This is a genomic window from Streptomyces sp. JLSY215 (assembly GCF_059682825.1).
On sequence record NZ_JCASPU010000002.1, the window covers coordinates 68,371 to 95,044 of the forward strand.

Sequence of the window (26,674 nt, forward strand, 5' to 3'; positions counted from 1 at the left end):
CACCCTCGGGGCACGGTTGGGGCCGACACCGGTCGGCAGGAGAAAGTCGTGGGTGGTTCGCCGAACCGGTCAGTGGTTCGCGTTCGCGGCTCGCGGTTCGCGGTGTCTCGTCTCGGGGGAGGCGAGCGCCAGATCCGCGAACCGTGTCGGCCGAAGAGGTTCGGGCAACTGCCCGGCAAAGCGGGTGGGGCATCGTTCGGGAACTGGTTCGGCGAACCCGCCTGCGGCCCCGCCCGGTCCGCGAACGCTCAGCGAACTGGTTCGTGAACTGCGCCCCAGATCGTTGCTACCTGCGGAAGTCCGGCGAACCGGGTTCGCGCCTTCGCCGGATCCGGTTCGCCCAAGGAGTTCGCGAGGTTCGCGAACCGTTGCGCTCACGCCTGCGCGTAGAGTTCGCGCGCTGTCTTGAGCCGTGCGTGGGCGGTGGTCTTCGCCATGCCGGTTCGCTCCATGACGACGGGCAGGCGAACCTCGTCATACCCGAGTTCGCCGATCAGTCCGAGCACTGCGCGAACCTGCTCCTCCTGCTCCATCTGCTGGCGCTCGCGCGGTGTGGGGTTCGCGGACCTGGGCGAGGCGGGTTCGCCGTCCGGTTCGCGAACCGGTTCGCGCTGCGGAGCCTCCAGTTCGCCCTTCACGGTCAGTTCGCGAACCTTTCGGGAGGGCGCGAACCGGCCCAGCGGGACGCCGGTGGGGCGATGCGGTTCGGCGAACCGCGTCAGGCTCACCCCGAACGCCGGAACGTGTGTGGGACGGGCCGAGCCGGAGGCGGGAACCACCCGGTACGAGGACGGCAGGGGCCGGCCGTCACGCGCCGCCTTCAGGGTGTCCCTGCGGGCGACCTCGGCCTCGGCCGCGGCCCAGGCCCGGTCCAGTGTGGTGAGCGTGGAATCGGTGATGGCCAGAGACCAAGCAGTGAAGGAGTGCCGGGTGTAGCGGATCCAGCGGATCACGCCGATGCGCGGCCGGGCATTGGCAACCTGGCCCTTGGCCCGCAGGGCCTTGCGGTGCAGGAGGGAGGCATACAGCTCCCAGAGCACCATCCCGACGATGGACATCGTGGCGAAGGCCACCGCCGGCTGCGTCGGCCGGCCGTTGGGGCCGCAGTGGTGGGCGTAGTTCATCGCCGCAGCACCGCAGGCGAAGATCCACGTGAAAATCCGGTACAACAGCCCGGCGTCACCAGCCTTGCGGGCCTGGTGGTACATCCAGCCGGTGAACGCCGTGGTGCACTCCCAGGCAGCCGCAAACCCGATCGCGAAGATCGTCCACCAGCCGAACGCGGCCTTGGCGTAGTCCATCTGCGACCACCAGGCCACCGCCATCGGCGCCAGGATCGGACCGGCGACCAGCACCCGGCGGGCCTGATCGGTCGACAGCTTCCGAAACCACGCCGAGATCCGCACCAGCCGGTCCGACAGAGCGGGTCGGCTGGCGCGCCGCTTCTCCTTACGGGCGGCGGCCGCGTCGCGGCGCCGGTTGCGGGCTTCGTGCTTGAGCTCCTTGCGGGCCAGGCGCCGCTCGGTGCGGTCAGTGGCCCGGCGCAGTTCCTCAGCGGCCTGCGCAGCCGCGTCATCGGCCGCCTGCTGCCGCTCCCCCGCCTCCGTCATCTGCGCCTGCGCCTGCTCGAGCAGCTCGTCGGCCTCTGCCTTGGCGCGGGCCGCACTGTGCTGGGCATCCCCCAGCAGCCGGTCCGCCTCGGCGCGGGCTCCGTCGGTGGTGCGCTGGGCGTCCTCAGCCGCCTCGGTGCGCTGCCGCTCGGTGTCCTCCTCGGCCAGGCGACGCAGCCGCTGCGCAGCCTCCCGGGCCGCTTCGGTCGTGCGCTGCGCGTCCTCAACGGCCGTGCGGGCCTGCGCGGTGATCCGTTCGGCCTCCGACCGTCCCTCACTGCGCAGGCGCTCCGCCTCGGCTTCGGCGTCGGCCCGGATCCGGCCGGCCTCGCTCTCGCCCTGCGCTCGCAGCTCGGCGGCATCGCTGTGCCCCTGGGCACGGACGGCGTCGGCGGCCGCGCGGGACTCGGCGAGGCACTGCTCGGCCTCGGCGTGGGCCTGGCCGAGCTGCGCCTGCGCTTCGGAACGCAGGTTGCCGGCCTCGTCGGCCGCACGGGAGCGGAGAGCGTCGGCCTCCGCCTGGGCGTCAACGAGCAGCTGCTGCACCTGTGCTGCGGCGCGCTGCTCGATGGCGGCGGCGGCACGCTCGGCGCGGTTGCGGTGCCGGGCCGCGGCCGCGCGGGCCGCGGTGACGGCGGCCTTCGCCTGGAGGCGGGCCTGCGCCCGGATTTCCTGCGCGTCACCCCCGGCGTCCTCGGCGGCCGCACGCAGGCGGCGGCCGGCTTCCTCGGTGGCCTCCGCGAGGATCTGCCGAGCCTGGGCCTGGGCGCCGAGGCGCGCCTGCCGGGCCTCGGCGCGGGCCTGGGCGGCCAGGTCCTCAGCGCGCGCCTGGGCGTCGACGAGCAACTGCTCGACCCGGTCCGTGGCGCGCTGCTCGATCGCGGCGGCGGCACGCTCGGCCCGGTTGCGGTGCCGGGCCGCACCCGCGCGGGCCGCGGCGGTGGTGTCCTTCGCACCGCGGCGGGCCTCGTCCCGCATCGCCTGGGCGTCGCGGGCGCCTTCGGCTCGCGTGCTGTCGGCGTCGCTGGTGGCCTCGCGCAGCCGGCGCCCCGCCTCTTCGGTGACCTCGGCCAGGACCTGCCGGGCGCGGTCGTCTGCCACGTGCCGGATGTGCCGCGCCTGCTCGCCAGCGCGCTCGATCAGTTCCGCGGCCTCACCCTGGGCCTGCACGGGCAGTTGCTCCACCGTCTCCTGCGCAGCCTGCAGGACGTGCGTGGCCGGCTTCGCAGCGGCGGCGGTCCTCTTCGCGGACGCGGTAGCGGCCGTTTTCTTCGCAGGCGCGGAGGCCGGCTTCCTCGTCTTGGACTTGCTGCGGGTGGCGGAACGGGCGGCCACGCCAACTCCTTTCGGGTCAACACGACGGCCCGCCCAGATGCTGGGCGGGCCGCGGGGGTCTAGCAGCTGCGCCGATCGGCCAGCTCAGGCGGGATAGGGGGTGTTGCCGGAGCGGCCGCCGCAGGTGTGAGCGGCCGCTCCCGGCAGTGCTGCGGAGGGGTCAGGCCACCCGCTCCGGGGCGCCGGCAGCACCGGGCCCGTAGGTGCGGGCAAAGCAGGCACCCGCAGTCAGCAGCGCGACGATGTCCGCATAGGTACGGCTGAGCCGCTCCGACCACGGCGTGGCGCGGGCGGTCGCCGATCCGGTGTGGGCCTGGATCAGCAGATCCAGGATCCCGGTCGCGATATGGGCGGTGTCCGAATCACCGTGGAGCCCAGCCTCACCGACCTGTCGCAGGCCGCCGGACAGAGTCCGCTGCGGGTCGGTGCCCAGATCGTCGCGGACCAGGCGCAGCAGGGTCTTGACCATGTCCTTCGTGGTCATCGAGTCGATGTCGGCGAGGTCCGCGCCGGTCGGCTGTCCGGTGCGGTAGTCGTAGGCGCGGATCCAGCCGTCCTTGTCGAGGAGGGTGACGGTGGCCTCCATGTGGCGGGCCAGCATCTCGCCGGAGGACTCCTCGCCGGACGGGCCGGTCCACACCGGCTGGTAGGCGTCGGCGGCCAGGTTGGCCGCCTTGCGCAGCGTTTCGTCGGTGAACACCACAGCGGCGGCGGTGGGTTCGGCGGGAGCGATCGTCGTCTTGGGCATAGGGGCCCTCTCTCAGAGTTGTGGTCCGGACTGTCCGGCTCCCCTGCGACTGCGCCCCTCCGGCCGACGTGGCGGAGGGGCGCAGCGGGCAACCAACAGGCGGCGGTTGTGACGCGGTTGACCAGCCCGATCTCTCAGGCGTCCGGCTTGGAAGTCACGGGCTGTGCCGGCGCTGCTGGCGCCCCAGGTGGGCGTCCTGGAGGCGGGCGAAGCTCTCGTAGAGCCGCTCGCCGACCGGGCACCGGGCGGTGTCGGTGCAGTCGGCGCAGGCGCCGGTGTGCATACGCAGCTCCTGGTGGGCGCGCATGTAGCGGGTGTAGAGGTCGTCAGCCACGGCGCCCGCCTACTCGTCGACCGCGGGGTCGTATCGGTCGGCGACGGTCAGCGGGGTGATGACGTATTCGGTGGGCTCGGGCTCACCGTGCCGCCCGAAAAGGTGCGCCTCGAGGGTGCTGAGCGGGTCCTCGACGTCATCCGCGAGCCACACCGCAACCGCGCCGGGTTCCTCGCGCTCGATCAGGTCGGCGATGTGGGCGCGGGCGGCCTGGAGGTTGCTGTAGTGGTCCAGGGGCAGAGCACCGTGCGCCGCCCGGTACACGACCGCCCACGGCGGCGACACGAAGGCCTTGTCCTCCTCGGCCCAGGCGGTGCAGTGGGTTCGCACGCCCTGGGCGTCCTGGACGGTGATGGCCCATCCGGCGTCCCAGCCGATCGCGGCCAGCGCGTCCGGGCCGTAGTGGATGCCAGCAACGCGGTAGGTCGTCTGCCAGTAGGCGCAGGAGTAGACGCCTCCGATGACCCGCGGGCCGACCTCCGGAGCGAAAATCTTGCGCGCCTTGTCAGCGGTGAACCGCGAAACCGGCGGGGTCGGAGGGGTGTTGGGCTGTTCCATGACGATGTCCCTGTGAAAGTGCAGGTGGATGGAGGTCACGGACCCGGTGGCCGGCCTCCCACAAGCCCGCCGCCGCAACAGCGGCAGCGGCGAGCAACATGCGGGTGTACGGGTGTGCGAGTCCGTGAAGTGCGAGAGCCCGCGCCGCCAACTGCGGGCGACGCGGGCGCGGCGTATGCCGCAGGAGTCGAGCACGAGAGGTCCTGCCGGGATGTGGTGCGATGCGCGGCGCGATGGCCCCGGCCGCGTTCGGCGGCTGGCCTTCCCCGCCGCGCCAGACGGCTGCGGGCGGCTACTGGCGGCCGGTGCCCTGGCAGTCATCGCACCGCACGGGTGCCTGCGTGGTCACTGGCCCAGCGTCCCGGTGCCGCGGCAGGTGCTGCAGGTGTGCCAGGTCTGGCGGAGCACTCCCCCGTCGGAAGTGTCATGCATCCGTCCGCCCTCGCCACCGCAATCCGGGCAGGACACGCTCATCGCCACGTCGACGCCGACGCGACCATCACCGAAGATCACGCCACCGGCGGCCTGCGGCAGCACGGTCGGGGGTACAGCCTGGTCCCAGCCCTCCCCCGGATCCTCCAACTCCCGGTTCAGGTCCTCCTCCGTCGCCGCGAACGCAGGAAGAGGAGGAAGGGGAAGACGATCCCGCATCGCATCGAGTGTGCGTGCCGCCCGCCGGGAGGCGGGGACAAGGGCATCGGCGGTGCGCCGGCGGTGCTGGACCTCGGCGTGCAGACGGTCCAACGCGATGTCGTCGAACACGCCGCTGTTCGGCCGGGTGATCACGGATGTCATGCTGTCGGTCATCAGGTCCTCCACTTCAGGTCCTGGTACTGACAGCCCCTGGTCGCACCCGGGGGCTGTCGCCGTGAGGCTGCTCGGACGAGCAACCCCGTGTGCGCCATCCACACGGGGGATGGCGCACGCGGAGTAGTTCGTAAAAGCGAGTTGGCCCCGGAAGATGCTTCCGGGGCCAATTGATTCGTCGTTCGTCAGGCGGTGATCCGCAGCGGCTCCAGCGGCACATCGACGCCGACGATCGGCGCGACCGCCCCGGCAGGCACCTTCCGCTTCACGGCCTGCTTCTGGCTCTGCCACTGCGCACGGCGGGTACGGGCCTGCTGCTCACGGTGGTGCCGCTGGCGCTTCTCCGCGGCCCCCTCAGCACGCGCCTGCTGCTCACGGGCGAGCGTCCAGGTGGCCTCGGTCTCAGCGCGTCGCCGCTCCAGCTCCCCGCCCGCCGCGCACCGTGCGCCGTTGCAGCACATCGGGCAGGAGACGCGGTGCGCCGCGACGGCGCCGCGCGCCCGCTCCAACACCACAGCGAGCCGCGATACGGCCGTCGGGCCCTGGCATGCGATGACGGCAGCCAGCTGACCGACGGGGGCGGCCGTGGGAGCCGTCGGCTTCCGGGTCACCTTGGTGCTGCGCCGGCCGGTCGCGGAGGCCGACGCCTCCGCCATTGCCCGGCCCCACGCCTCGAGGTCGATGTCGATGACGACGCGGCGGGCCGACCCGGGGCACTTGGCACCGTTCTTGCCGCGCTCGGTGCGCTCCAGGCGGTGGGGCCACACAACGCCGCGGCGAACCGGGTGCCACTCCTCACAGTCAGGACAGACGAGCGAGCGGTGCTCATTGACGCGCAGCTGGAGGTGGTGGACGGGGAGGCTGCTGATCTTCAGAGGGTCGCGGGTCAGGTTGGGCTTCATGAGAGCTCCCGAACGAGGTTCGCGGAAAGAGGGTGGGTGGGCGAGCCGGTCTCCGCGTGCCAGGGCGATGACGCATTCCTGGGGCGTGGACACCGCATCGCGGTGGTGGTGCTCCCGTAGCCGGCGAGGGATCTCATGGTTCGTCACCTCGGAAAAGCTCTACGGGCTATGAAGTTTTGTGGGGCCGAGGATCCAGCTCCCTCATCTGCCGCCGCCCTGGGGCGGTGCCGGATGAGAGAACCGGTTCCGACATGGCCTAGCTTGGCCTATGTCGGCCTAGGCCGTCAAGCGTTAAGCTATGCATGTACAGCAAGTACCAAGGGATCGATGTGAGAGGGCCGGCCTAGATGCCAAAGATCACCGGGGTAACGGCCCCGTTCCGGCAAATCGCGAATTACTACCGGGAGGCGATCTACAGGGGGGATCTGCCCCCAGGCGAGAGGTTCCCCCAGGCGAGACGTGTTGCTGAGGAGTGGGACGTCAGCCGGGCGACCGTCGATAAGGCATTGAATGTCCTGCGCAGCGAGGGCCTGATCCGTTCGGCACCGGGCATTGGCAGCGAGGTGCTGGGCCCGCCGGCCCCCCTGTCGTCCGGGGGACAGCGGCTGGATCGCGGTCGGCGGACGGGGTCCTCGTGGGGCGATGGAGAGCGATCAGATTCGCATGCCGCACAGCTCGTAGCAGCACCGGATGATGTCGCCGAGGCGCTCGGAATGCGTGCTGGCGACCGCGTCATCCAGCGGACGCGCACGTACCGTGACGGTCACGGTGTCGTGGCGCACTCCACGTCCTGGATCCCCGGGGCCTTTGCTCAGGAGCTCCCCGAGCTTCTGCATGCCGAACGCCTCAAGGACGGCACTTCGTTGGACTTGATTGCCCACAAAACAGGCCGCCGAGTGACAACCCGCCGAGACACAACCGCGGCTCGCCTCGCCACTGATCGCGACATCGAAAACCTGGAACTGGAGCCGGGGACCGTGGCTGCCGTTCTCGTCCTCTCGTCAACGTTCCTCGACGACCACGAGCAGCCTTTGGAGCATGGCGTGGACGTCGGTGCGCCTGGCCGGACCAGGTTCGATACGTCGGATGTAGTGCTGTGAGCCGGTGCAACGAAGCGCGTGTTCCACGATGCGTTCTGATGAGCGCTATGCCCGGCGCTGGTAAGACACGCCTTGCCAAGGCCCTTGCCGAGCATGGCCTGGTCCGGATGTGTCCAGATGAAGAGATGTTTCGGAGGTACGGGCGATACGGCACCGATTTTCCGCGCGGCCAATTCCGTGTCCGAGAAGCGCCTGTCCTACGTGACATTGCCGCGGAGCTGCGCAGGCGACTGTCCGACGGTCAGGACGTGGTAGTCGATCATGGCTTCTGGACGCCGGAGGAGCGAAGCGAATGGCGGACTTATGCGACGCAGGCCGGGGGCGCCCCGCTGCTGGTGTACCTACCCGTATCGCACGAAGTCCGGTGGAAACGAATCCAAACGCGGAACCAGGACGCCGCTGTGGACGCGAACTCAATCGAGTTCTCCGAAGAGGATTTGCGCAGGTTCGCCGGCCGCTTTCATCCACCAACATCCCTCGAACCGCACCTCGTCTACGACGGTCACCCCACAACCGTCCTGGCAGCCCTTGCCCTACCGACCACGGACGCTCCAGCCTGATCGACATGTCTCACATGGGCTGCGCCGCGGTCCTCGTCCGATCCGGGCGTGTGAGGGCCGACCGCAAACGGGGGCCGTCACCTCAGCCAGGCCGGTAGTACTGGGCTAACCGGTATGTTCTGTGACCGTTCAGCCGCTCAGAGGTACCGTGCGGATCTGAGGTTGGCCGATCATCTGGGGGACTGAGGCCTTGTGACCACCGCATCATCACGCGCCGCCGGAGGGCTGCTCGCCGCTGCAGCGCTGCTGGTTCTGACCGCATGTGGCAGCTCGGGCAACTCGGACGCTAAGGCGCCCGCGACGACCAACCAGGCGGCCTCCTCCTCGCCTTCGCCCACTGATCCGCAGGCGGCAGACAAGGCCGCAGTTCTCAAGGCATACCGGGCTCTGTGGGAAGCGCGGACCCGCACCTACGCCAAGGCGAAACTGGACCCGGCAGCCGCCCAGCACGCGGCGAACACGGCGCTGTCGAACATCCGGGTGACGCTGGCCTACTACCAGGACCACGGCACGGTGATGCGCGGTAAGCCGGTCATCGCGCCGCGAGTGACCGCGGTGGACACTGCCTCGAAACCGGCGAAGGCGACGATCACGGACTGCGTGGACACCAGCCACTACACCGAAGTGGAGCGCAAGAGCGGCAAGGAGGTGCCGGTGGGCACCGGCCCTCGCCGCCACGTCTACACCGCCACCGCTGTCACGGTCGGCGGAACGTGGAAGATCTGGACCACCAAGATCGACCGGGGACAGACGTGCTGACCGGCCGCCCTCTGCGGGCAACAGCAAGCGTCGGCACAGTCGCGGTTGCCCTGATGCTCGCCGCTGCTCCCGGCGCGGCCGCCGACGGCGGCTCGGTGAGCTGCCCGCCGGACCGACTGGACTGCGATCTGACAGCGAAGGCCCCGGCGCCCGCCCCGCCCGGGAAGACCAACAGCCGCCCTAGGAGGACCGGCGGCGGGTCGGGCTGCGCCATCGACGGAAAGACGGTGCCCTGTCACCGGGATGGGATGGGGACCTTCAACTCGGCGGATGCCTGCTACTGGGCACCGATGACGCCCCAGCCGGCCAAAGACGACCCGGTGTGGAAGATCGCCAACAATATCCCCGACGACTGGAAACCCGGTGACAAGGGCGCGTTGTACGAGGTGTCGTGCCCGGGAGCTGGACGGGAGCTGATGGGCGGGGTGACCTTTGCCGCTGCTCCCCCGAACGCTAAGGGGCCAGACCTCCAGGCGCTCGCCCAGGAGGCAGTCAGCAAGATGCGGCTGGGTGGCCCGGACATCGCCAGTCCCCGGGCGGCAGGCCGGTACGTCGTCGGAATGCCGATGTGGATGTGGGCACGCAAGGGCCGCGCCACCTACGGTCCGGTGACGGCCACCGCCTCCGCAGGGGCCGTCACCGTGAACGCGACGGCCACGGTGTCCCAAGTCCGGTGGGAGATGGGCGACGGGACGACGGTCACCTGCATGGGGGCCGGCACCCCTTACCGGCCTGAGTTCGGCAAGCAGAAGTCGCCGGACTGCGGGCACCTCTTGCAGCACTCCTCCAGCGACCGTCCCGACCACCGCTACCAAGTGAGAGCCACCGCGACCTGGAAAGTGCACTGGACGGGCGCCGGACAGGCCGGAGAGCTCACCACCACCCGCGCGTCAACGGTGGCGACGACCGTGGGGCAGATGCGGGTGCTCAACTGACCTGAGGCCACGAAACGCCTGCGGCCTGTCCGGTCGACGGTCCTGAGAGATCACTGAGGGGGTGCGACGAACGGATGGGTGAGATGGTCCCCCATGCCAGTGTCCTGTCCGGCCCCAACACCCTCACTGGCTGGGGTGAGCGCATGCAAAGCAGCCTTGAGGGTTGTCCTGTCGTTCGTCCACCTCTTCGGCGCGATGAGCTTCAGCCGCGGCGCTTCGGCTTCCGGGCTGAGGACCTGGCTCCGGCAGTCGATGACGGGAATGAGGCCGAGGTTGTGCCCGTACAGCAGCACCGGCTTTTGAGCGATGAGCGAGCGGAGCTCGAGGCGGGCGATAGGCCCGAGAAGGTAGACCCGGCTGCCGGCCCTTTTCTGCTTGCCCACGATGACGAGGCCATCGAGTTCTTCGACGAGACTGTCCCAGTTGTAGGGCCGTTCGTCGGTGAAGACGTTGCGGTAGTGGAGGAGTTCGACGCTGTCGGGCAGTTCCTCGGTGATCTGCGCGAGCCAGCTGTCCCACTTTGGGTTGTTCATCGTCCTGGGGGCCGCACTGATGTAGACGCGCACCGGGGCACCTGGGGGCCGGCTGTCAGCGATCCGGTTCATCGCCGCGGCGAATCGGAGCTGCTGCGCCGGCTTGGCGAAGGTCTCCACGTCCAGGGGGTCGGTCAGCGTCGCGTGCATGCTGTTCATCATGCCGGTCTGAGCTCCCGGGATTTCGCGAAGGGTAGGAACGTTTTCGAGCTGGCGGTGCATCAGGAAGGTGCTACGCAAGGCCGACACGGCATGTGGCGGGGTGTCGTTACATGACGCGAGGGGGGTACTGTGTCTGCGGATAAGATCAATACAGACATGGCTAAGCCCCGCGAGGCTGCACTCCGGGGCACGGCCGCAGACCTTACAGAGAATGGTCTCGACATGAATCAGGGTACCCGTACCCTCTGCCAGACACACAAGGCACCCACTCCCGTAGTAGCGATGGCCTGCACGTCGCTCCGGAAACTGGGTGCCTTTTCTATGCTTCCGCGCCGGTCCGGGCGCGGGCACACCTCGCCCCTGACGGGGGTCGAGATGACGTAAGTCTGGGGGCGGCGCCTGTTCAAAACAGGACTTCTAGCCGCCCGGGGCCTGGCCACCTGGTGATGCCACTCACCTTGGCGCAGCGCCCCGTCTGATCTCCGGTCCGGCCTGCCACAGCCGTTCCTGGAGGAGTTGTTCGACCCGGTGCCACCCGGCTTCGAACGATTCGATCTTGGTTCTGCCCGAACCGTGAAGCACCACGAGGGCGCTTCTTTATGCCGTCAAGCAACTAGCGCTCGGAGGCGTTGTCATTTTGCACCACAGGTCTCCCCATTGCCAGCCCACCCATGCCCGAATGGCGCGCAATAGGTCTTTTTTGCAGTCGCGCGGGTCGGTTTCGGCCACCATCAGCGCACCGTTCCAGCCGCTCGGCGAGAAGCCAAACGATGGACACCGGCTGATCACCAGGCACCGGCTCCAGGGTCGCCTGAAGATTTCTTCCTGGTCAGGTGTCACATCTGGCCGTTCGGCGGTCCCCTCTCTGTACGTGACCTCGAAGTTCAACGCCCAGCCTGCACCGTTCGCATCTGTTGATGCCGCTGTCCCCAATTCCGCGCCTGCGTGCGTGGCTGCAGGGGGCCGCCGTGAGTAGGAGGGCGACTGCTGTGCGGCCAGCGGAGGCGGTGCCGGTGTGGGAGGCGGGGCATCCGCTGACACACACCGACGCGATGAAGGACCGGCTGCGGGGAGCGATGCATGAGCTGATGGGGCAGCCGGGTCTGGTGGGTGCGCCGGATTCGGTGCGGATGACGGCGGTGGCGCTGGCTGCGAAGATTTCGGCGGCAGACCTCTCGGTGGAGATGACGGCTCGGGAGCTGGGCCGGTGGGTCGGGGTGACGGCGTCGACCATCGGACATGAGGTACGCCCGTATCTGGACCGCGAGCACATCACCGACTCCGAGAACCAGATGCGGCCGGGCACACAGGTGATCACTGGTATTCGCTGGCAGCTGCTGCCGCTGCTCGATGCCCGCCACCACCAGCCCGCCCACAATCCTCTGCGGCTGGAGAAGGTGGAGTTCGCCGTGCTGTGGGGCCTTTTGGGGGCGGTGTGCGCGCCGGGCTGGTCACACCGCGACGGTAGGCAGACGCCGCCTGGGCTGTTGGGCACGCGCACCGGCCGGAGTGCTGCGACGGACCGCCTCGCGCTGCTGCTGCTGGTGCTGGAGTCGCGTGCGACGGGTGTGGTGCGGCTGTGCGGCGGTGCGGTGGACGAGCACGGGCGCCTGGCGGCCACGATCGCGCGGCTGCTGGGGAGTTCGCCGACTGAGGGAGCTCAGGTCCTGGCCCGGCTGGTGGCTGCGGGCGTGGTGGAGGCCCGGGTGACACCAGGCGGCCGGGAGCAGCTGGTGATCCCTGCGGTGGAGGCCGCGTACCGGGAGATGCGGCGGATCCGGCGGGCTGAGGGCCGGCCCGGAGGGCTTATTCCGCGTCCGGGACGGGGTGCGACAACTGCAGGGGGGGACCAGATCCCGGCGCAGGCGGCGAAACCGCAGGTCAACAGGGGTAGATCGGCCTCTGAAGCAGGTGTGTCTTCTGCAGGACTGCACGCTTACCACGCACCTATGGCTGATCTCGGGGATGAGGGTGCAGGTAGTGGTGGCTTTTCCGGCTACAGCCGTGGGGGGACCGGTAATTTGCCGGGACGCGCGTGCACACGCGAGGACCAGACCGCCGAGACCAACACCGCCGCCGGGCCCGTGCCGCCGACCGGTGCTGCGGACCGCCCGCTGCGCGGGGAAATGCAAACAACTCCCCCCACCATCCCCACACAGCAGGAGCGCCAGGAGCAGGCCACGGACGGCGGAAGCCCTGGACCTGGGCAGGGTGCTGCTGCCCGCCTACTCGTCGACATGGGCGGGTCTCACCACAGCAGGCTGCGAGGGAGGGTTCCCCGGCCTCGTCATGAGCTGCAGGTGGCTCTCGCTCCGGTGGAGGCGTTGTGGGACCGGCTGGACCGGTCCCACGCCCGAGACCTGGTGGAAGAGGCCACCTACCGCGAGCTGTGGCGTGTCGCGAGCTGGGTCGGTGATGACCGGGCGGAGGCGTACCTCGCTGACCGGTTGACGCGCCGTCTGACTGACCAGAAGGGACGGGCGTCTGGGGTCAAGGACCCGGTCGGCTGGCTCCTGCACCGGGGCCTGCCCTCCCGCTCGCACTGCGGTGATCAGCGGTGCGACGAGGGCACCCTCATGCACTCCGGCGCCGTCTGCGAGCGCTGCGAGGAGATGGTTGCAGACCGCCGCAGACTGCGCCGCCGCATCGCCGACGAGGTCAGGACCCGCAGGCCCGAGGCCACACCGGAGCAGCTGCGCGAGGCCATCGCGCAGCAGGTGCGCGAAGCCGTGAACGAGGAGCTCGCTCAGGTCGAAGAACGGCGCCGACAGGCTGAGGCGGCCGAGGTGCAGTTCCAAGCCGACAGGAAAGCAGCACGGAAAGCAGCCGAAGCGGCTGAGCAGGTCCGGCGAGCCATGCCCTGCATCGAGTGCGGCAAACCGGAGGCGGCTGGCCTGTGCCAAGTGTGCCGGGACTACCGGGAGTCCGAGAAGCTGCTCCTGCAGGCTGTCACCGCGGTCGCGGCCGGCAGCTGCGATGACCCCGACCTCACCGCCGCTCTCGTCAGCCACGCTGAGGCGGAGGCCCGCACCCGGATCCAGGCCGCCTGCTCCCAGACCGAGGCCGCAGGCGGCAACGACATCATGATCGCGCTGGCCGCAAAGCTGAAGGCCAACGACATCGTCAACGAATACCGGGCCGACGCGCTGAACACGCTCGCCCGGGGCCTCCTCGCCAGTGCCGAGGCCGACCAGGCCCACGCGGCGCAGATGCGCCGCCGCCACCTGTACCCGGATCTCGACACCGCACAGCTGGCGGCCGCTGAGGCAGCCGACCAGGCACGCACCCGCACCGCCGAGCACCTGCTCGCCACCCGCAGCAAGGCATGGCGCGTCGCCCACACCCCGGCACAGCCCATGGAACCCACACTCCAGGGACGGTCCGATGCCTACCAAGCCGGCGCCGCCCAAGCCCGTGCCACTGTCACACCTGCGCGGCGTCCGCAGGGAGCCTGGACCTGCACTGACTGCGGCCTCACTCTCATCGGCCAGCCACCCGCCGGATGCCGATGTGCCGCCTGCGAGGGCAAAGCCGCGGGCCTGAGCCGGGCAGAGCGGTTCGCCCGGCTGGCCGGTGCCGTTTCGTGAGGCCCGGAGACCGCTGACAGCAGACACCGGCCTCGGCGCTGGGCCACACTGTCAGTACGTGATGGGAGGTGAAGGGATGAGCGTTGCCAGCTTTACGCACCACGGGCCCTGGACCGTTGACGCGGTCCTGGCCCTGCCGGAAGACCGCGCGACCCGCTACGAACTGCTGGGGGAGTCGCTCGTGATGTCCCCCGCCCCCGGTCTGCGCCACCAGCGGGCCAGCTTCCGCCTCCACGTCGCCCTGGACGCCGCGGCCCGAGCCGCCGACGCACCGGTCGAGATCCTGGAGGCCATCAACGTGCTCCTGCCGTCCGGCCTGGTGGTGCCGGACATCGTCGTCGCCGATACCGGCGCGACCGCACAGGACGCCGTCAGCATCGACGCCGACGCCGTGCAACTGGTCATCGAGCTGGTCTCGCCCGGCAACAAGACCATGGACCGCAAGCTCAAGCCACTGCTCTACGCGGAGGCCGCGATCCCGCACTACTGGCGCCTGGAATTCGACCCGGCCCCGCGCCTGATCATCAGCGAACTGGACCGCGGACGATACGTCGAGACAGCGACCGCACTTCCCGGCACGGTCACCAGCCTCACCGAGCCCTTCGCGTTCGAGATCGACCCGGCCGGGCTCACCCAGCCACAGCACAGCGCCTGAGACCCCCCTCGCACCGAGGGCGGCCCCACACCTGGCGGTTTCCTACGTTCACCGCGGGGCACGACCGTCATGCCGCTGGTCCCCGTACGGTCCGAGCGCAGAGGAGGCCGACGGCGGGGCTGAACCGGGGCAGGCCGTCGGCGGAGGGCTGGAGGCAGTGGCATGGTCGGCGGGCTGGCCCAGCTGCTGCTGGCGGCGCCGTTGCTCGTTGCTGCCGAAGTGGACGAGATGGAGGCAGCCGCGGAGGCCCAGGCGACGGCACAGCTGCGGGTACAGATCGGCGCGGAACACCAGCTGTGCCACGAGATTCCAGGAACCGGCCTGCGTGCGTTCACCAACCGCTTCGCAGGACGGGACGCAACGGGCGGGCATCTCATCCGTTTCCCGTAACGGCACCGGTTGCATAGAGTAAGCAGATGTGACTGATGCGCCTGAGCACGGACAGACCAGCGACGACCTCACCCACCTCATCCCAGCCGTCATCACGGACGATGAGGCTGATCCTGAGCTCGTCGCGATCGGCGAGAGGTATTGGGCGCTGGCCGGGTTCGCGCCCGACTACAGCACCCCCATCTGGTGCGAGAAGACCACCAGCATCGATACCGCCGGGTGGGGAAGCCCCATCCACGCTGTGGCTGCCGCCGCCGTCCGCGCTGTCGTCCCCGGACACAAATGCCCCCAGTGCGGCGGATCCCTGAGCCTCACCTCCCGCACGGCATTTCAACAACTGTGCAACGGTGAGACACCAGCCTGTGTGGACTGCAATCCATCCCTGCTGGGCGCCGTCCAAGCTGTTCTCGACCCCAAGCGCAAGGCCAAACGAGAAGCAGCAAAGACCAAGGCCGAAGCGCAGCAAGCCCGCGAAGCGGTCCGGACCGCCTGGACGCAGGCGCAACGCACTCTCCTCGACAAGAAGTACGCCCTCACCTACGAGATCTCCGTGCCCACCGCGCCGGTCAGGGAGATGACCGCGGCCCTGGCGCTGCTTCGCTACGCGCCGTCCACCACCCCAGTCAGTGACATCGGATCATGGTTGGATCCCTTGCACCCCAAGGCATACGAAACGTCTTCGGTGCTCGGTGCACTGGTGCGCGTCGGGCTGCTGAGAATCCATCCATCCAGCCCCGTAGGGGCATTCATCTGGATGCCCGAATCATTCGAGGACGCCCTGCGCGCGACCGATGGGGAGCCGGACGAAGTCGACACTCCGAAGCTGACCTCGCAGTTCTATCCCGGCATGGCCCACTTCTACGCGCCCTTCGGCACCAGCCCCGGTACGGGAGCCGAGGAGCTCGACGAGCACCTCGCGACTGCCCTGAATCCCGCACGCCTGACCGCTGGACAGCAAGACGACCTCCTCTCGCTGGCTGAAGAACTCGTGGCGGAGGAGGCCCTGCGCTACTTCCTCCACCGCTTGGAGGAAGTGAACCTGCCCGAGGTCACCGACCATCACGAGGCGCGCCTACGGGATGCCGCATACAAAGTGGCCCGCCACCGGCCACTCGGCGAGATCTACAACCTGGTGTGGCGGGCCACCCGAGCTGCTGCGGAGGCCGCGCAGAAGAACCCTCGTGCACCGCGCATCCACATGAGCACCCATGCCGTCAATCAACTCGAGACCCACGCGCAGCACGCGGCCGCCGATCCGGATTGGGAGATCAAACCGTTCGGGGAGATCAACAACCTTGGCCTGAGCGCGATGACCCGTGTCCTGTTCTACACCGTGCTGGACCTCCGCCCGCTGGAGACCAGCCTGCCGGAAATCCGGCACGCCCTGCCACCGGCCGCGACCACGCCACAGCCCGGTGTGGAGGCCGAAGACGGGTCAGTCGATGAGCTTGCCTCGCTGATCGGGTGGATCAACGAGCAGCGCGACAGTTGGAAGCCAGCCGACGTTCCTCTCGTACTCGAACTGCTCACCGAGTCCACGCCGGGGCTGGAAGCGGAGGTCGACCAACGGGTCGTCCGCCGCGCCGCTCTCCGCCTGCAGCGCCTTTACATGCGGCTGTTCCCGATCGTGGGCGAACGCCAAGCGGCTCTGGCTGTAATGGCCTCCACCGACCTACTCATTCATCCACTCACGGTCGACGGTGAAAACAGCAACTCTGGCGACTACATCTTCGGCAGGCTCAGCACCATCCTGATGTAACCGAAAGAGAACCGAGCCTTCCTGTCCGACGACCTCATACCGGACGAAGGCGAGGCCTAGCTACCTGGATGTCATCGCGGCGAGATCTGAGCGGAGGTGAACCGGCGACGGCCGTCGCCGGGCGACCGTACGCCGGAGTGACGAGATGGGAGCGTCACGCTCGCCGGCCCGGGGCCGGCTCGTACACTGACCGTCCGGTCGAAGAGCAACAACAGGGCGTGGCAGCCCCGTTGGAACTGCCAGGGGGCCCGCCATGTCGATAAGCCTGCACCGGTCGAACACCTCGCGACTGCTGCGCAGCAAAGCCCAGGGCGTGTGCGCGTACTGTTCATGCCCGGTCGAGTGGTTCGACCGCTTCGACGAACGCCGCATCCCCCTGATGCCCGGCGAATTCCCCTTGAAGTACATCCCGCCCAGGTACCGGTGGTACGTGGACGGCGGCGTCGCCTACTCCGGCACCCTGCGCGGCTACGCATACTGCCGCCTGGCCCACACCACCATCTGCCCGGCCCTCGACCACGGCGACCTCGACGAAACCCTGCGCCCGCTTGTGACGAAGCTGGGGGCTCGGATGCAGAACAACATCAACGCGGGGACGTTCACCCCCCGACCGGTGGAGTCCCACGACCCGGGGGCTGTCGCCGAACCGGAACCGGCGAACGCGGCCCGAGCCGGCCAGGTACGGCACACCATGCGCTACGGCAGCGTCCTGCGCCTGGCCCCGGGCCGGATCGAGGAACTGCAGTGCACCGCAACAGCCGATGGCGGAGAGCGGTGTGCCGACACCGTCTACTCCCTCTCCTCCTTGACGGAAGGCCACTGGGTGCGCACGGAGATCCCCTACGCCGCTGGGCGCGAAGGCGAGCAGATCTTCAACGAGACCGGCGGCACGATGTGGGTGTGGTCGCTCGACACGGTCGAATTCCGGGCCATCAAACGCTGGCTGACCCAGCGGTGCGACTTGCACGCCGACACTTCCGTCCCCGATCACAGCCCCCGCGAATGGGTCAATTTCTCGCCGGTCCGGCACGGCGCCTTCATCCTCGGTCAAAAGCCAGAGGGATACCCCGAGCCGGAGGGGCCGAGAGGGCCTGACGTGCGGGTCCACCACGAGCCCCGTGCGACACGGTGCGCGGGGGTCGGCTGCTCGAACGGCACCACGGCGAATGTTCCCCACGGCTGGCTGTGCGATGCCTGCGAACGACGCCGGCAACGACGCGCAGAGACCCACGCTCGCTGGCAGCGCGGCGGCACGTCCAGCCCCAGTTAGGCTGAGGGCGGCTGCAGTTGGGGAGCCGCACGCCAGGAGGTGCCCGCATGAACCTGCGCTACGCCGCCGACCGGGACATCGTGGTCTGTGACCGATGCCCGGGGCAGCCGGTGCTGCCGACACACAACAAGGACACCGACACCCGCCGCTGCGTACGGTGCCAGGGAAAGCACCGCTGGCTGCCCGAGCCCCACCCCGACGACCACCTGTGCAAGGTCTGCAAGCGGGAGTGCCCCGGCTGCCAGGCCGCCACCACCGACGGCCAACTCTGCCGGTCCTGCAGCGGCCGTTGCGTCACCTGCGCGGCCCCTCTGTCGGAACGCCCCGATTACGCCTCGGGTATCAATCATGTTCAGCCGGAAGACCGCAAAGACCACCGGCACAAGTGGGTACGCACCTATTTCCCGCGGTCGTGGGACTGGAACCGGTGCGCGGACTGCCAGGCCGCCACGTCCTTCGGCAGGACAGTTAGCCCGGTGCGCAGCGTGCTGGCCGCCCTGCCCGAACCGGTCATGCGGGCGTGCGGCGGATCCGTGCCACCCGCCACGATGGACATCATTCAGCACGAGCTGCAGTGGCTCACCCCAGGACAGCTCGCCGCGCGCATCGAACGCCGCTGGTGGCGCAGGTGGGCCAACAGCCCCCTTCACCGCAAGGCCGGCCACGGACACATCGGGTACCAGCCGGACGACGTCGCCGCGTGGCTGGTGTCACCAACCGAGTGCGCTGGCCGCTGCGAGGACGGCTGGCTCCTCGCACCGCCCGACCGCCCCGATCAGGACGACACGCCCTGTCGCGTCTGCCGCGGCGGCCGGCTGCTGACTGCGCCCCACGAAAACGAAGCCGCCGGGGAAGCCGAGGACATTGAGCAGCGTACGGCCGCGGACCGCACCCCCGCCGAAGCCGTCAGCTACCGGCCGCCGATAGCCGAATGCACCGGCAAGGGCGGAACCTGCGGCCTCCCGGTCGCAGCCCCGCACACCCAGTGCCCTTCATGCCTGAACTGGCCCTGGTGCGCCTGCCGGCAGCGGCGCTACGACCCCAGCAGCGCGACCGCGTGCCGGACGTGCTCCACCGGGCACAGGCCAGCCTGACCGCGGCGGCCGCCGCGGTCCGAATACACCGGAGGGCACCCCCCAGCCTGCCGCTGCGACTCGAGTCCGCGCCGGGCGCGAGAGCAGATCACCGCTCGCAATCAGCCAGCCACAACGCCGATCAGGCCAAAAGATCACAGTGTTGCACCTGCGCTGACGCCGGAGATGCGACGGTGGCGCCGAACGTCGTGCCCTTTCACGAAGGACGAGGCATGGACCCTACCGATGACCAGATCCCCGTAGGCACTGAATCCGAGTACATGACCTCGCCATGGCCCGAGTTCGACGCCTACCTGCACCTGAGGCCAGGTCACCTCGTAGGCATCGGGGCCCTCCCCGGCAGCAGGGAGGCCAACTTCGGCTACGACCTCGCCGTGCACACCGCAGCTCAGGGTCTGCGGACAGTCCTCTGGTCACCCCAATTTGCCTCCCGCAACTCCATTCCCGATCTCCACATCCAGCGCCGGGACCTGTGCCCGTCGCAGATCGAGTCGGTCCTTGAGTCCTTCGCGCCCACCCGCCGTCCCGTCGAACTCGTCGTCATCGACCACTTCGGGCTCATCACGCCCGACCTGGACGGCACGACCGTGCATCACCCGGAGCAGGCCGCAGACCTCGGCCGGCGCCTGAAGATGCTTGCCGCGACGTCCGCCATTGTGGTCATGGCCCCCCTGACGCCCCGAGCTGAGGACTCCGACCCCCTACACCTGCGCAATCTGGGACTCGCGGCCGAGCTGGAATATGACGCCGACACCCTGCTGCTCCTCCACGGCACGGCGCCCCACGCCGTTGACGTGTTGATCGCCAAGGATCGGCATTCCTACGCACCACGCAAAGTCAATTGCAGCTGGTGATCGCGAAGCCTGACTAAGGCGAGCATTGGCGACGCATCACCCGCAGCTCATTCAACGCCAACCGGCCCACCCCAGTTAGCCCCCTCCAGCGCCGCTACCGTCCTCACCACCCCACCCCCCATCCTCGACGTCCCCCATCGCACCCGCCGCAGTCGGGCCACCGCGTCCGTCTCCAGCTTGGCTGTCGCCACCTGACCGTCAACGTCGAGGCTGCCGTGCACGAGTCGGCCGCGGACCAGGCGCACCTCCCCCTCAGATGTCTGCCAGCAGGCTCCACAAGTCCCCACTGGGGACTGTGCTCCGAGCGACGAATGTTCCCCTATGGCCGTTTCTCCCGGAATGTCCCGCGCGTTGAGAGTGCGCAGGCCGCAGGCACCAGCAGAAGAGGAAGCGATGGGCAGGAGAAAGCCGGGCAAGCAGCGCCGGCCGCGGAAGGCCGCGCCGTACACCCTGCAGCAGCTGCAGCCGCCAGGGAAGCCGTACGAGGAATGGCTAGAAGTACCGGCGGACATGGACCTGACCTACGTGCGGGAAGATCCCCGACTGGATGAGGACAGCCGCGACTTCATGGAGCGCCTCGCGGTGATCGGAACCCACTACGGCGGCAACGCGCCGATGGCCGCGATCCTCCTCGACATGGCCATCGACACTGGGCATCTCGGAATCCTGGACGGTCCCGACGGCGGCCACATCCTGCCGCTTCAAGTAGCTGCTGAACGCCTCGGCGCCGACCTCGGCAGCATCCGCTCCAGCCTGCATCGCCTGCACGCCTCTGGTGCCTTCCTGATTGAGGAGTACGAAGAGACCCCCTTCCTGCGCTTCGTCGCCAAGCCTCCGGAGAGTCCCGGTGACCAGTGGATCTTCTACGGCGAGCAAGCGGCCAGCAATGTCCCCGGCGTCTGCATGCCGAACGCCGCCGCGCAGGACCTCACGCCCGAACAGCTCTCCGCGCTGATGTACATGCGGGCCAAGCAGGTAGAGCTCGAGCGCCCCGACGCTGAGGAGTACGGGGCGTTCGACGGTGTCGGTGGCCCTGAGCGTGCAAAGGAGCTGTTCGCCGAGGTCGGTGCTTCCGGCTGGGCGGACCAGCGAGGATGCGATGCCTGTCCGGCCGCGCACCTGTGCTCTCAACCCGATAGCGCACCTGAACGAGACTGACCTGAGTACCAGCGGCACCGTGTCGGCGGAATGTGTGGTGACCTTGGGTGCCCGTACGCGTTGTAGGGCCGGGCCGACGCCCTCCAGCACCTCTACCGCCCCAGCCGCGCCCACTGCCAGGAGAGCTCCCCACCGTTCCTGCTGACGATCCCCCGAGACCCTAGCCTGGCGCCAACCCGTGACGAGGGAAATCACATGGCCACCGACCGCGGCCCGTACGTCCAGTACGACGGGCTCCCTCCCCTGCACCCATCAGAGACAGGGCTGCCGCTCCTTCACCCGTACGCGTCCGTCAATCCTGGTCGCTACATCACAGCCGGAGGAGGACGGCTCACGATCGAGGAAACCACTGCCCATCACCGGATTGCGCTGGATCACCTCGGCTGTGACGCCCAGGTGACCGGTGCCAAGGATGACGCCTACAAGCGGCTCGCCCTTGCCGCGGAGGGACACTGCCTTCGGGCAGGCTGCAAGCACCGCGCGGCATTCACTCCCGGTGTCTATCGACGTTTCGAGATCCGCCGGAGCAGCATTCAACTCTCCGCCTTTGTACGTGCACTGCTCGCGATCGAACTCGCCGACTTCAAACCGGCTGACCGACTCGCCGCAGCGACCGCAAAGACCATCGGCGAGCCGAGGTAGGTAGTGAACCGGGCGTACACACGGTCCAGGACCACCCACCCGTCTCGTGGTGAGCCGGGCGGGTGGCGGCGCCGCTGGCGTTGGCTCGAAGTGCCCCAGATGTCCCGCCCGGATCGGACTCAAGGCCGACCAGCCGGCACACGTGATGCCCGGATGAGCGACCCGACTGGGACCCGGAACACCCCCACTCGGGCGCTGAGGGCCAGCTGGCGAGCTGAGAGCCTAGGAACTGAGCTGGGTCACCCGAAGATTCCGGTCACCACTGGAACCCCGAGTCCCTTGACGGGAACAGCGCGTACCCCGGGCGCCAGTGCTGTCCAGGCTGTGCGTGCGGCTGGGTCCTCTGCGATGGCAATTTGGTGCGGGCCGATCTCGATTCCTACCCCAGCGCCGCGTACCCCGACGTTCCACCCCCATCCGGTGTAGACGGGGATGAGATCCCGCCTGCCGGCTGCCAACATCGTCACCATCATCTGGTGCCCGCCGTCACGGAATCGGTCCAGCAGGGAACCGCACAGCAGGGAACCCAACCCCTGGCGGCGATGATCCGGGCGGATCGCCAGAACGTCTAGTAGCCCGATTCGCCGAGCGATCTCCTGCTCGGAGACATGAAGTCCAGGCAGGTGGAGGCCGATTCCTGCTCCTGCTACGACGCCAACAACCTCGCCTTCGCTCTCCGCGACCAAGCCCACACCGAATCGGTTGGCCTCGGACGGCTCCGATACGTAGAAGTCCAGCGCCTGAGAGCTTCGGGGTTCCACCACTGCTTTCAGCAAGTGCTTCACCGTCGGCAGGTCGGTGGGTGCCAAGGAGCGGACGGCCGCGGTGGGCCTCGTTTTCGCAGGTCGTGCGCGCTGTTCCGCTCGACGGCGTGAGGCTCTTCCCATGGACCAGATCGTGTCACGAACTCGGGCGGAGTTTCATGGCTTTCCGGATAGGTTGATGTTCATGGCGACGCGCGTGATGGCGGATGATGTCAGGCATGCCCGGTGGACGTGCCGGCTGCGCGTGTCGTCCACGGCCCGCAGTGCCCTGAGGGGCGAGTGGGACCGGTGCCGGTGGGTGTGGAACGAATGCGTCGCCAAGTCGAAGCAGACCCACCAGTGGCACAAGACGCGCCCGGAGGGTGCCGACAAGCGGACGTGTGGTCCGGCGCAGCTCGACAAGATGCTGACCGGGGCCCGCAAGCCCGACCGATCACGCCCGAGCAGCAACGCCGCAACCGCGACCTCCTGGCCCTCGCGCACCGCACCACCCGTACCCGCTCTCCTCGCACCACCGAGACCCTGGCGGAGGCCACCTGATGAACCCCCAGACGCACCTCGACGGCTACGTCGACGCCATCCCCGCACCCGGCACCGGCTGGGGCACCGCCCGCTTCGACCTGATCGTCTCCCCCGCCGACCAGGCAGACGCCGCCCCGGACGTCCCCGACACGGTGTTCTCCTGCACCACCGCAGACCCCCGCATCGCCGACGCGCTGCTCACCGAGATACAGCCCGGCGACCTGCTGCGCGTTTCCGGGATCGTCGTCCAAGCGGAGGCCCCAGACCAACCCGCCCGGCTCACCGTCGGCGGCCTGGAGTTCCTGGCCGCCGCTTCGCTCCCCGTTATTGGTAACTGCGGCTAACAGAACCTGCGGAATGCCGTTGGGTGAGCTGACTCATCGGCCTCTGTAGAAGTCTTCGTCCCCCGGCGGTTCGTCGCTGAGGTAGTCGTAGGCGTCCTCGTCCAAGAGGTGTATGTCGTAATCCAGGTCACCGAAGTGTTTGAGCAGCTTGGTTTCGATTTCGAGGTCGCATGCCGCGCAGTGGAACGCGTAAGGGACGAGGTGGACACTGGCGTGTTCGGCGAAGCCCTGGACACTCACCTCGCCAGCTACCCACCCCTGAGAACCGCAGGCAGGGCACTCTATTGGCACTTCCTTACTCATGGTGATCATCGGCTGACTGGTGATTGCAGCCAGAACGACCTGACGCTCTTTGCGTGACATGTGTCCGAAGCGCTGTTCAAACACTGAGCGGGCCTTGACCAGTAGGGCTTCCGCCGCGACGCGTTCCTGTCGGACCTGCTCATCGACCAGCTTGTCGTGCAGAACCAGATAGGGGCCCCAGTAGCTCTGCGGATCAACTTTCAGTTCTTCGAGAACCGGGTCGGCCAAGCGCAGGCAGACCGTGAACACTGCTTCGGCTTGCGAGGAGTCGTGTATCGCGCTGTGGGCAACTCCATTGCGGGCGTCCGCCAGGGGCTCAAGAGCCTTCCTGTCGATCGGGGTCTTCCTGGGAAGGAGCTTGACCACTCGCTCATGGGCCTCAACAAGGCCGATGGTCTTGACCTTGGTCAGCGGGCCTGCGTGGGCACCCAGGCCCGTGGCGTGGAGCAACGAGTCGAAGTGCCGACCGTCGACAATCAGAGCTGGATGAAACGTGGCGAGGTATGCCTTGAGCAGGTGCTCCGTAGCCACTCCAGCGTGGTGAATGGCGAAGTCGTAGCTCTCGGGGCCCTCGACGAAGGCCGCCAGCGCGGCATTCATCCATCTGTGGGACGAATCTTTCAACTGCTCTGAATCCATGGCCGAGACGATAGGTCCGCTGGACCGTCAGGCGCTCGGAGTTTCAATAGCCCCCGTTGTGCGGCTCAGTGAAGCTTGAGGGTGGGGCAGCCACTGGTCGAAGCGGTAGTTTTCGCCCCCATCACCCAAAAGGCGACCGCCAGAACGGCGCCATGCGCGGCCGAACTCGAAGCGGTTGGTATGGTGCGACCTTGATGTGCCTGCCAGGCCGTCAGATCGCCGCACAGGCGATTTTGGTCTGCTGGTGAGGCCCTGTGGTTGCCGTCAGGGCATCGCACCCACGCCTCCGGGCTCTTGGCGGTGGAAGTACCTCGAGAGCTTGGCGTGAGGTACTTGCGGTGGTCCTCAGCGTTTGACGCGATTTCGGATGGCCACGAGGGCCAAGCCAAGCAGGACGGGCTCGCTCAGCCGTGAGGCCATTTCGATGTAGATACCGGCGGTGGTGAGGTCCTGACCGGAGGAACGGAAGACGACTGAGTTGATCACCACCCGTAGGGACTTCTCGACTCGTTCGGCCGAGAGACGCTCGTGGTACGGGATGTTGAGGTTGGCCAGAGTGGGCGGCAGGGCAGTCAGGGTGATCTTGCCGGGGCCGCTCAGGGCGCCAGTGATGGTCGCCTTCGGATCGTGCTGAGGCAGACCCCACAGCAACATCGCCAGCGTCGTGCCGGCCATGGCTGTCATCAGCCATATGAAGGCGCGAGAGGCCCGCAGTCCGTAGCCGGACAGAACCCAGTACGCGGTGAGCAGAGTCCGCTCGGCCCAGGGGATGTCGTCGGCGTGACGGCGCATCTCCATTTCGCCGTAGTAGAAGTCGGCGGCTCCTGGTTCGTGCTTGCCGTCTTCGAAGCTCTTGCGTAGCTGCCGATACACGGGCGCCAGTGCAGCGGGCTTGAGCGCCTCCTCCCCCTCGAGGGGAGCGGTCCAGCCGTCTGCGTCGTCGAAGCGTGTTGCACGCCAATGGTGTTCTTCGATTAGCGTCCGGCGAGGCGTCCAGCGCACCGGTCGTAGCCCGCGCCAACGTAGGCCGGCGGGAGCGGCCGCCAGGGAGTACAGCCCATCCAGCCGCAGCTGATCGAGGTGGATCGTTCCGGCGAACCGGCAGTTGGTGAGGTCGATGTCGGTGAGTACCAGGTGCGCCGCGTCTACTCCTCTCAGCGATACGACACGAACGCGATCGCTGGGCAGGTTCACTTCGCTCAATTCCTCGCTGTCCGCAGTGAAGGGGCGGGAGGGGGCGGCGATGCTCACGGGGTGTTCAAGGACTGCGTCGGTCAAATCCACTGCGGCGCGGCGCAGTCGCAGCGCGGCAGTGGAAGCCCACCGCGTCCTCTGGCAGCGCACGGTGTGCGCTGCCACCTCGATGGTCACGGGTGCCCCAAAGATTGCTTCCGACAGGAGCAGCGTTCCTGTGCAAACCAACGGCCCCAGAGCAGTGGTGCGTTCGAAGGCGGCTTTGAGGAAGACAGCGTCGTTGCGAAACTCCGTCCGACGGAACCAGGTCTCGCCGATGAACTTAGCCCCCCCGAACCAGGCGATGCTGCTGAACTGTGCGCCGAAGAAGGAAGCCTCGCGGCTGAACTTCACTCCGCCGAACACGGCGGTGCCGACTATTTGCGTACTGACGAACCAGGCACCGCTGGCGAATACGGCTCGCTCAAATGAGGCAATGCCGCCGAAGTACGTCCTCTCGAAGTGTGCTTCGTCGCCGAACTCGACCTTGTTGAACTGGGCGTCGCCGCTGAACGTGGCTCCCGCGAACCAGGCAGGGCCGTTGAACGTTGCCGCGTCGAAGACCGTGCCAGCGTTGAACTCAGCTTCGTCAAAACGGGCGTTGCCGATTCGGGGCTGTCCTGTGGAGGGCTCAGTGAGCGTGGCGAGCAGTTCGCTGAGCAGTTCATCGGTGAAGGCGGTGCCACGGTGGTCGATGTCGGCGTTGGGCGACAAGGTGGCCAGATAAGCGTCGCGGTCCGACTGGTTCAGGTGGGCCAGGCAGAGGGAATGCGTGGGGACCTGTATTCCTCGGCAGCCGATCGGGTCAGTCGCAGAGTCCGCGCCGTGACCGCAGTGAGGCCAGTCTGGCGGAGCCGGAGACGGTTCGGTGCTTGGGGGCGTCATGCCCTCAAAGACGTTGCGGCGGGTCAGGCAGTTTCTTGCCTTCGGCGACTCAGCAGGTGGCATCAGGTCACCCGCTCGCTCACCCTCGCCGCCCGCGCAGCCGCCGCCGGACAGCTCGGTCTCCTGCCCGAGTTCGAGCTGGTCCGTGTCGAGCCGCCCGCACCACCGCGCCCGTCCCCAGGCAGTACGCAAAGGGCGGTCCTGATCCAACTCCCCTACACCGGCGAACCCA

Annotated in this window: 24 protein-coding genes and 1 pseudogene; 15 read left to right on the forward strand and 10 right to left on the reverse strand. The window is 68.3% G+C overall.

Going from position 1 to position 26,674, the window contains the following annotated elements; translation table 11 throughout:
* Positions 1-374: 374 nt before the first annotated feature.
* The 6 genes from AC5677_RS41250 to AC5677_RS41275 form a co-directional block, all read right to left on the reverse strand.
* Complete coding sequence (locus AC5677_RS41250; protein ID WP_497197045.1) at positions 375-2,945, reverse strand: DUF2637 domain-containing protein; 2,571 nt, start codon at positions 2,943-2,945, stop codon at positions 375-377.
* Between the two features lie 160 nt (positions 2,946-3,105).
* Positions 3,106-3,693 (reverse strand): DUF6197 family protein, encoded by a 588-nt coding sequence (locus tag AC5677_RS41255; protein ID WP_497197046.1) that lies wholly within the window; start codon positions 3,691-3,693, stop codon positions 3,106-3,108.
* Between the two features lie 154 nt (positions 3,694-3,847).
* Positions 3,848-4,027 (reverse strand): hypothetical protein, encoded by a 180-nt coding sequence (locus AC5677_RS41260; RefSeq protein WP_497197047.1) that lies wholly within the window; start codon positions 4,025-4,027, stop codon positions 3,848-3,850.
* 9 nt (positions 4,028-4,036) lie between these two features.
* On the reverse strand, positions 4,037-4,585 hold the full coding sequence (locus AC5677_RS41265) for a hypothetical protein (protein ID WP_497197048.1): 549 nt from the start codon (positions 4,583-4,585) through the stop codon (positions 4,037-4,039).
* A 345-nt stretch (positions 4,586-4,930) separates the two neighbouring features.
* Complete coding sequence (locus tag AC5677_RS41270) at positions 4,931-5,404, reverse strand: DnaJ-like cysteine-rich domain-containing protein (protein ID WP_497197049.1); 474 nt, start codon at positions 5,402-5,404, stop codon at positions 4,931-4,933.
* 173 nt (positions 5,405-5,577) lie between these two features.
* Positions 5,578-6,294: a hypothetical protein gene (locus tag AC5677_RS41275; protein WP_497197050.1), complete on the reverse strand. Its 717-nt coding sequence runs from the start codon at positions 6,292-6,294 to the stop codon at positions 5,578-5,580.
* Positions 6,295-6,641: 347 nt separating this feature from the next.
* Here AC5677_RS41275 and AC5677_RS41280 point away from each other — a divergent pair, with 347 nt between their 5' ends.
* From AC5677_RS41280 to AC5677_RS41295, 4 genes are all read left to right on the forward strand, one after another.
* Entirely contained in the window at positions 6,642-7,394 is a 753-nt protein-coding gene (locus AC5677_RS41280) for a GntR family transcriptional regulator (protein ID WP_497197051.1), read from the forward strand.
* A 38-nt stretch (positions 7,395-7,432) separates the two neighbouring features.
* Positions 7,433-7,954: a P-loop nucleotide/nucleoside kinase family protein gene (locus AC5677_RS41285; protein ID WP_497197052.1), complete on the forward strand. Its 522-nt coding sequence runs from the start codon at positions 7,433-7,435 to the stop codon at positions 7,952-7,954.
* A 192-nt stretch (positions 7,955-8,146) separates the two neighbouring features.
* Positions 8,147-8,713, forward strand: a complete 567-nt coding sequence (locus AC5677_RS41290; RefSeq protein WP_497197053.1) for a hypothetical protein — start codon at positions 8,147-8,149, stop codon at positions 8,711-8,713.
* Positions 8,707-9,648, forward strand: coding sequence for an ATP/GTP-binding protein (locus tag AC5677_RS41295; RefSeq protein WP_497197054.1), 942 nt, complete (start codon positions 8,707-8,709; stop codon positions 9,646-9,648). The genes AC5677_RS41290 and AC5677_RS41295 overlap by 7 nt, the downstream gene beginning before the upstream one ends.
* Before the next feature lie 50 nt (positions 9,649-9,698).
* Here the strand turns inward: AC5677_RS41295 and AC5677_RS41300 are convergent, their stop codons facing one another.
* On the reverse strand, positions 9,699-10,403 hold the full coding sequence (locus AC5677_RS41300; protein WP_497197055.1) for a hypothetical protein: 705 nt from the start codon (positions 10,401-10,403) through the stop codon (positions 9,699-9,701).
* A 929-nt stretch (positions 10,404-11,332) separates the two neighbouring features.
* On the opposite strand from AC5677_RS41300, the gene AC5677_RS41305 reads away from it, so the two are divergent.
* The 9 genes from AC5677_RS41305 (at position 11,333) to AC5677_RS41345 (ending at position 21,752) form a co-directional block, all read left to right on the forward strand.
* Positions 11,333-13,930 carry a hypothetical protein gene (locus AC5677_RS41305; protein ID WP_497197056.1) on the forward strand — a complete coding sequence of 866 codons (2,598 nt, stop codon included), beginning with the start codon at positions 11,333-11,335 and terminating at the stop codon, positions 13,928-13,930.
* Between the two features lie 76 nt (positions 13,931-14,006).
* The gene (locus AC5677_RS41310; RefSeq protein ID WP_497197057.1) at positions 14,007-14,585 is read left to right on the forward strand and encodes a Uma2 family endonuclease; all 579 of its coding nucleotides are present in this window, start codon (positions 14,007-14,009) and stop codon (positions 14,583-14,585) included.
* 162 nt (positions 14,586-14,747) lie between these two features.
* On the forward strand, positions 14,748-14,975 hold the full coding sequence (locus AC5677_RS41315; RefSeq protein WP_497197058.1) for a hypothetical protein: 228 nt from the start codon (positions 14,748-14,750) through the stop codon (positions 14,973-14,975).
* Positions 14,976-15,003: 28 nt separating this feature from the next.
* On the forward strand, positions 15,004-16,734 hold the full coding sequence (locus AC5677_RS41320) for a hypothetical protein (RefSeq protein ID WP_497197059.1): 1,731 nt from the start codon (positions 15,004-15,006) through the stop codon (positions 16,732-16,734).
* Positions 16,735-16,987: 253 nt separating this feature from the next.
* The gene (locus AC5677_RS41325; protein WP_497197060.1) at positions 16,988-18,004 is read left to right on the forward strand and encodes a DUF6083 domain-containing protein; all 1,017 of its coding nucleotides are present in this window, start codon (positions 16,988-16,990) and stop codon (positions 18,002-18,004) included.
* A 47-nt stretch (positions 18,005-18,051) separates the two neighbouring features.
* The gene (locus AC5677_RS41330; protein WP_497197061.1) at positions 18,052-19,098 is read left to right on the forward strand and encodes a hypothetical protein; all 1,047 of its coding nucleotides are present in this window, start codon (positions 18,052-18,054) and stop codon (positions 19,096-19,098) included.
* A 212-nt stretch (positions 19,099-19,310) separates the two neighbouring features.
* Entirely contained in the window at positions 19,311-19,952 is a 642-nt protein-coding gene (locus AC5677_RS41335; RefSeq protein ID WP_497197062.1) for a P-loop NTPase family protein, read from the forward strand.
* Positions 19,953-20,273: 321 nt separating this feature from the next.
* The gene (locus AC5677_RS41340) at positions 20,274-21,110 is read left to right on the forward strand and encodes a hypothetical protein (RefSeq protein WP_497197063.1); all 837 of its coding nucleotides are present in this window, start codon (positions 20,274-20,276) and stop codon (positions 21,108-21,110) included.
* Positions 21,111-21,305: 195 nt separating this feature from the next.
* On the forward strand, positions 21,306-21,752 hold the full coding sequence (locus AC5677_RS41345; protein WP_497197064.1) for a DUF6420 family protein: 447 nt from the start codon (positions 21,306-21,308) through the stop codon (positions 21,750-21,752).
* 239 nt (positions 21,753-21,991) lie between these two features.
* Here AC5677_RS41345 and AC5677_RS41350 read toward each other — a convergent pair whose 3' ends face one another.
* A complete protein-coding gene (locus AC5677_RS41350; protein ID WP_497197065.1) occupies positions 21,992-22,561 on the reverse strand; it encodes a GNAT family N-acetyltransferase in 570 nt (189 codons plus the stop codon).
* Between the two features lie 139 nt (positions 22,562-22,700).
* On the opposite strand from AC5677_RS41350, the pseudogene AC5677_RS41355 reads away from it, so the two are divergent.
* Together AC5677_RS41355 and AC5677_RS41360 are read left to right on the forward strand one after the other, a co-directional pair.
* Positions 22,701-22,940: pseudogene (locus AC5677_RS41355) on the forward strand (RNA-guided endonuclease TnpB family protein); the annotation flags it as partial.
* Between the two features lie 115 nt (positions 22,941-23,055).
* Positions 23,056-23,382, forward strand: a complete 327-nt coding sequence (locus tag AC5677_RS41360) for a hypothetical protein (RefSeq protein ID WP_497197130.1) — start codon at positions 23,056-23,058, stop codon at positions 23,380-23,382.
* A 33-nt stretch (positions 23,383-23,415) separates the two neighbouring features.
* Here the strand turns inward: AC5677_RS41360 and AC5677_RS41365 are convergent, their stop codons facing one another.
* On the reverse strand, positions 23,416-24,324 hold the full coding sequence (locus AC5677_RS41365; protein ID WP_497197066.1) for a hypothetical protein: 909 nt from the start codon (positions 24,322-24,324) through the stop codon (positions 23,416-23,418).
* Between the two features lie 345 nt (positions 24,325-24,669).
* Positions 24,670-26,652 carry a pentapeptide repeat-containing protein gene (locus AC5677_RS41370; protein ID WP_497197067.1) on the reverse strand — a complete coding sequence of 661 codons (1,983 nt, stop codon included), beginning with the start codon at positions 26,650-26,652 and terminating at the stop codon, positions 24,670-24,672.
* Positions 26,653-26,674 lie beyond the last annotated feature (22 nt).

Excerpts from the sequence above, each read along its gene's own strand:
- AC5677_RS41310 (WP_497197057.1), top strand. The coding sequence starts at position 14,007 with ATGAGCGTTGCCAGCTTTACGCACCACGGGCCCTGGACCGTTGACGCG.
- AC5677_RS41285 (WP_497197052.1), top strand. The coding sequence starts at position 7,433 with ATGAGCGCTATGCCCGGCGCTGGTAAGACACGCCTTGCCAAGGCCCTT.
- AC5677_RS41275 (WP_497197050.1), bottom strand. The coding sequence starts at position 6,294 with ATGAAGCCCAACCTGACCCGCGACCCTCTGAAGATCAGCAGCCTCCCC.
- AC5677_RS41315 (WP_497197058.1), top strand. The coding sequence starts at position 14,748 with ATGGTCGGCGGGCTGGCCCAGCTGCTGCTGGCGGCGCCGTTGCTCGTT.
- AC5677_RS41340 (WP_497197063.1), top strand. The coding sequence starts at position 20,274 with ATGGCCGTTTCTCCCGGAATGTCCCGCGCGTTGAGAGTGCGCAGGCCG.
- AC5677_RS41335 (WP_497197062.1), top strand. The coding sequence starts at position 19,311 with ATGGACCCTACCGATGACCAGATCCCCGTAGGCACTGAATCCGAGTAC.
- AC5677_RS41255 (WP_497197046.1), bottom strand. The coding sequence starts at position 3,693 with ATGCCCAAGACGACGATCGCTCCCGCCGAACCCACCGCCGCCGCTGTG.
- AC5677_RS41330 (WP_497197061.1), top strand. The coding sequence starts at position 18,052 with ATGAACCTGCGCTACGCCGCCGACCGGGACATCGTGGTCTGTGACCGA.
- AC5677_RS41345 (WP_497197064.1), top strand. The coding sequence starts at position 21,306 with ATGGCCACCGACCGCGGCCCGTACGTCCAGTACGACGGGCTCCCTCCC.
- AC5677_RS41300 (WP_497197055.1), bottom strand. The coding sequence starts at position 10,403 with ATGCACCGCCAGCTCGAAAACGTTCCTACCCTTCGCGAAATCCCGGGA.
- AC5677_RS41265 (WP_497197048.1), bottom strand. The coding sequence starts at position 4,585 with ATGGAACAGCCCAACACCCCTCCGACCCCGCCGGTTTCGCGGTTCACC.
- AC5677_RS41360 (WP_497197130.1), top strand. The coding sequence starts at position 23,056 with ATGAACCCCCAGACGCACCTCGACGGCTACGTCGACGCCATCCCCGCA.
- AC5677_RS41280 (WP_497197051.1), top strand. The coding sequence starts at position 6,642 with ATGCCAAAGATCACCGGGGTAACGGCCCCGTTCCGGCAAATCGCGAAT.
- AC5677_RS41365 (WP_497197066.1), bottom strand. The coding sequence starts at position 24,324 with ATGGATTCAGAGCAGTTGAAAGATTCGTCCCACAGATGGATGAATGCC.
- AC5677_RS41325 (WP_497197060.1), top strand. The coding sequence starts at position 16,988 with ATGTCGATAAGCCTGCACCGGTCGAACACCTCGCGACTGCTGCGCAGC.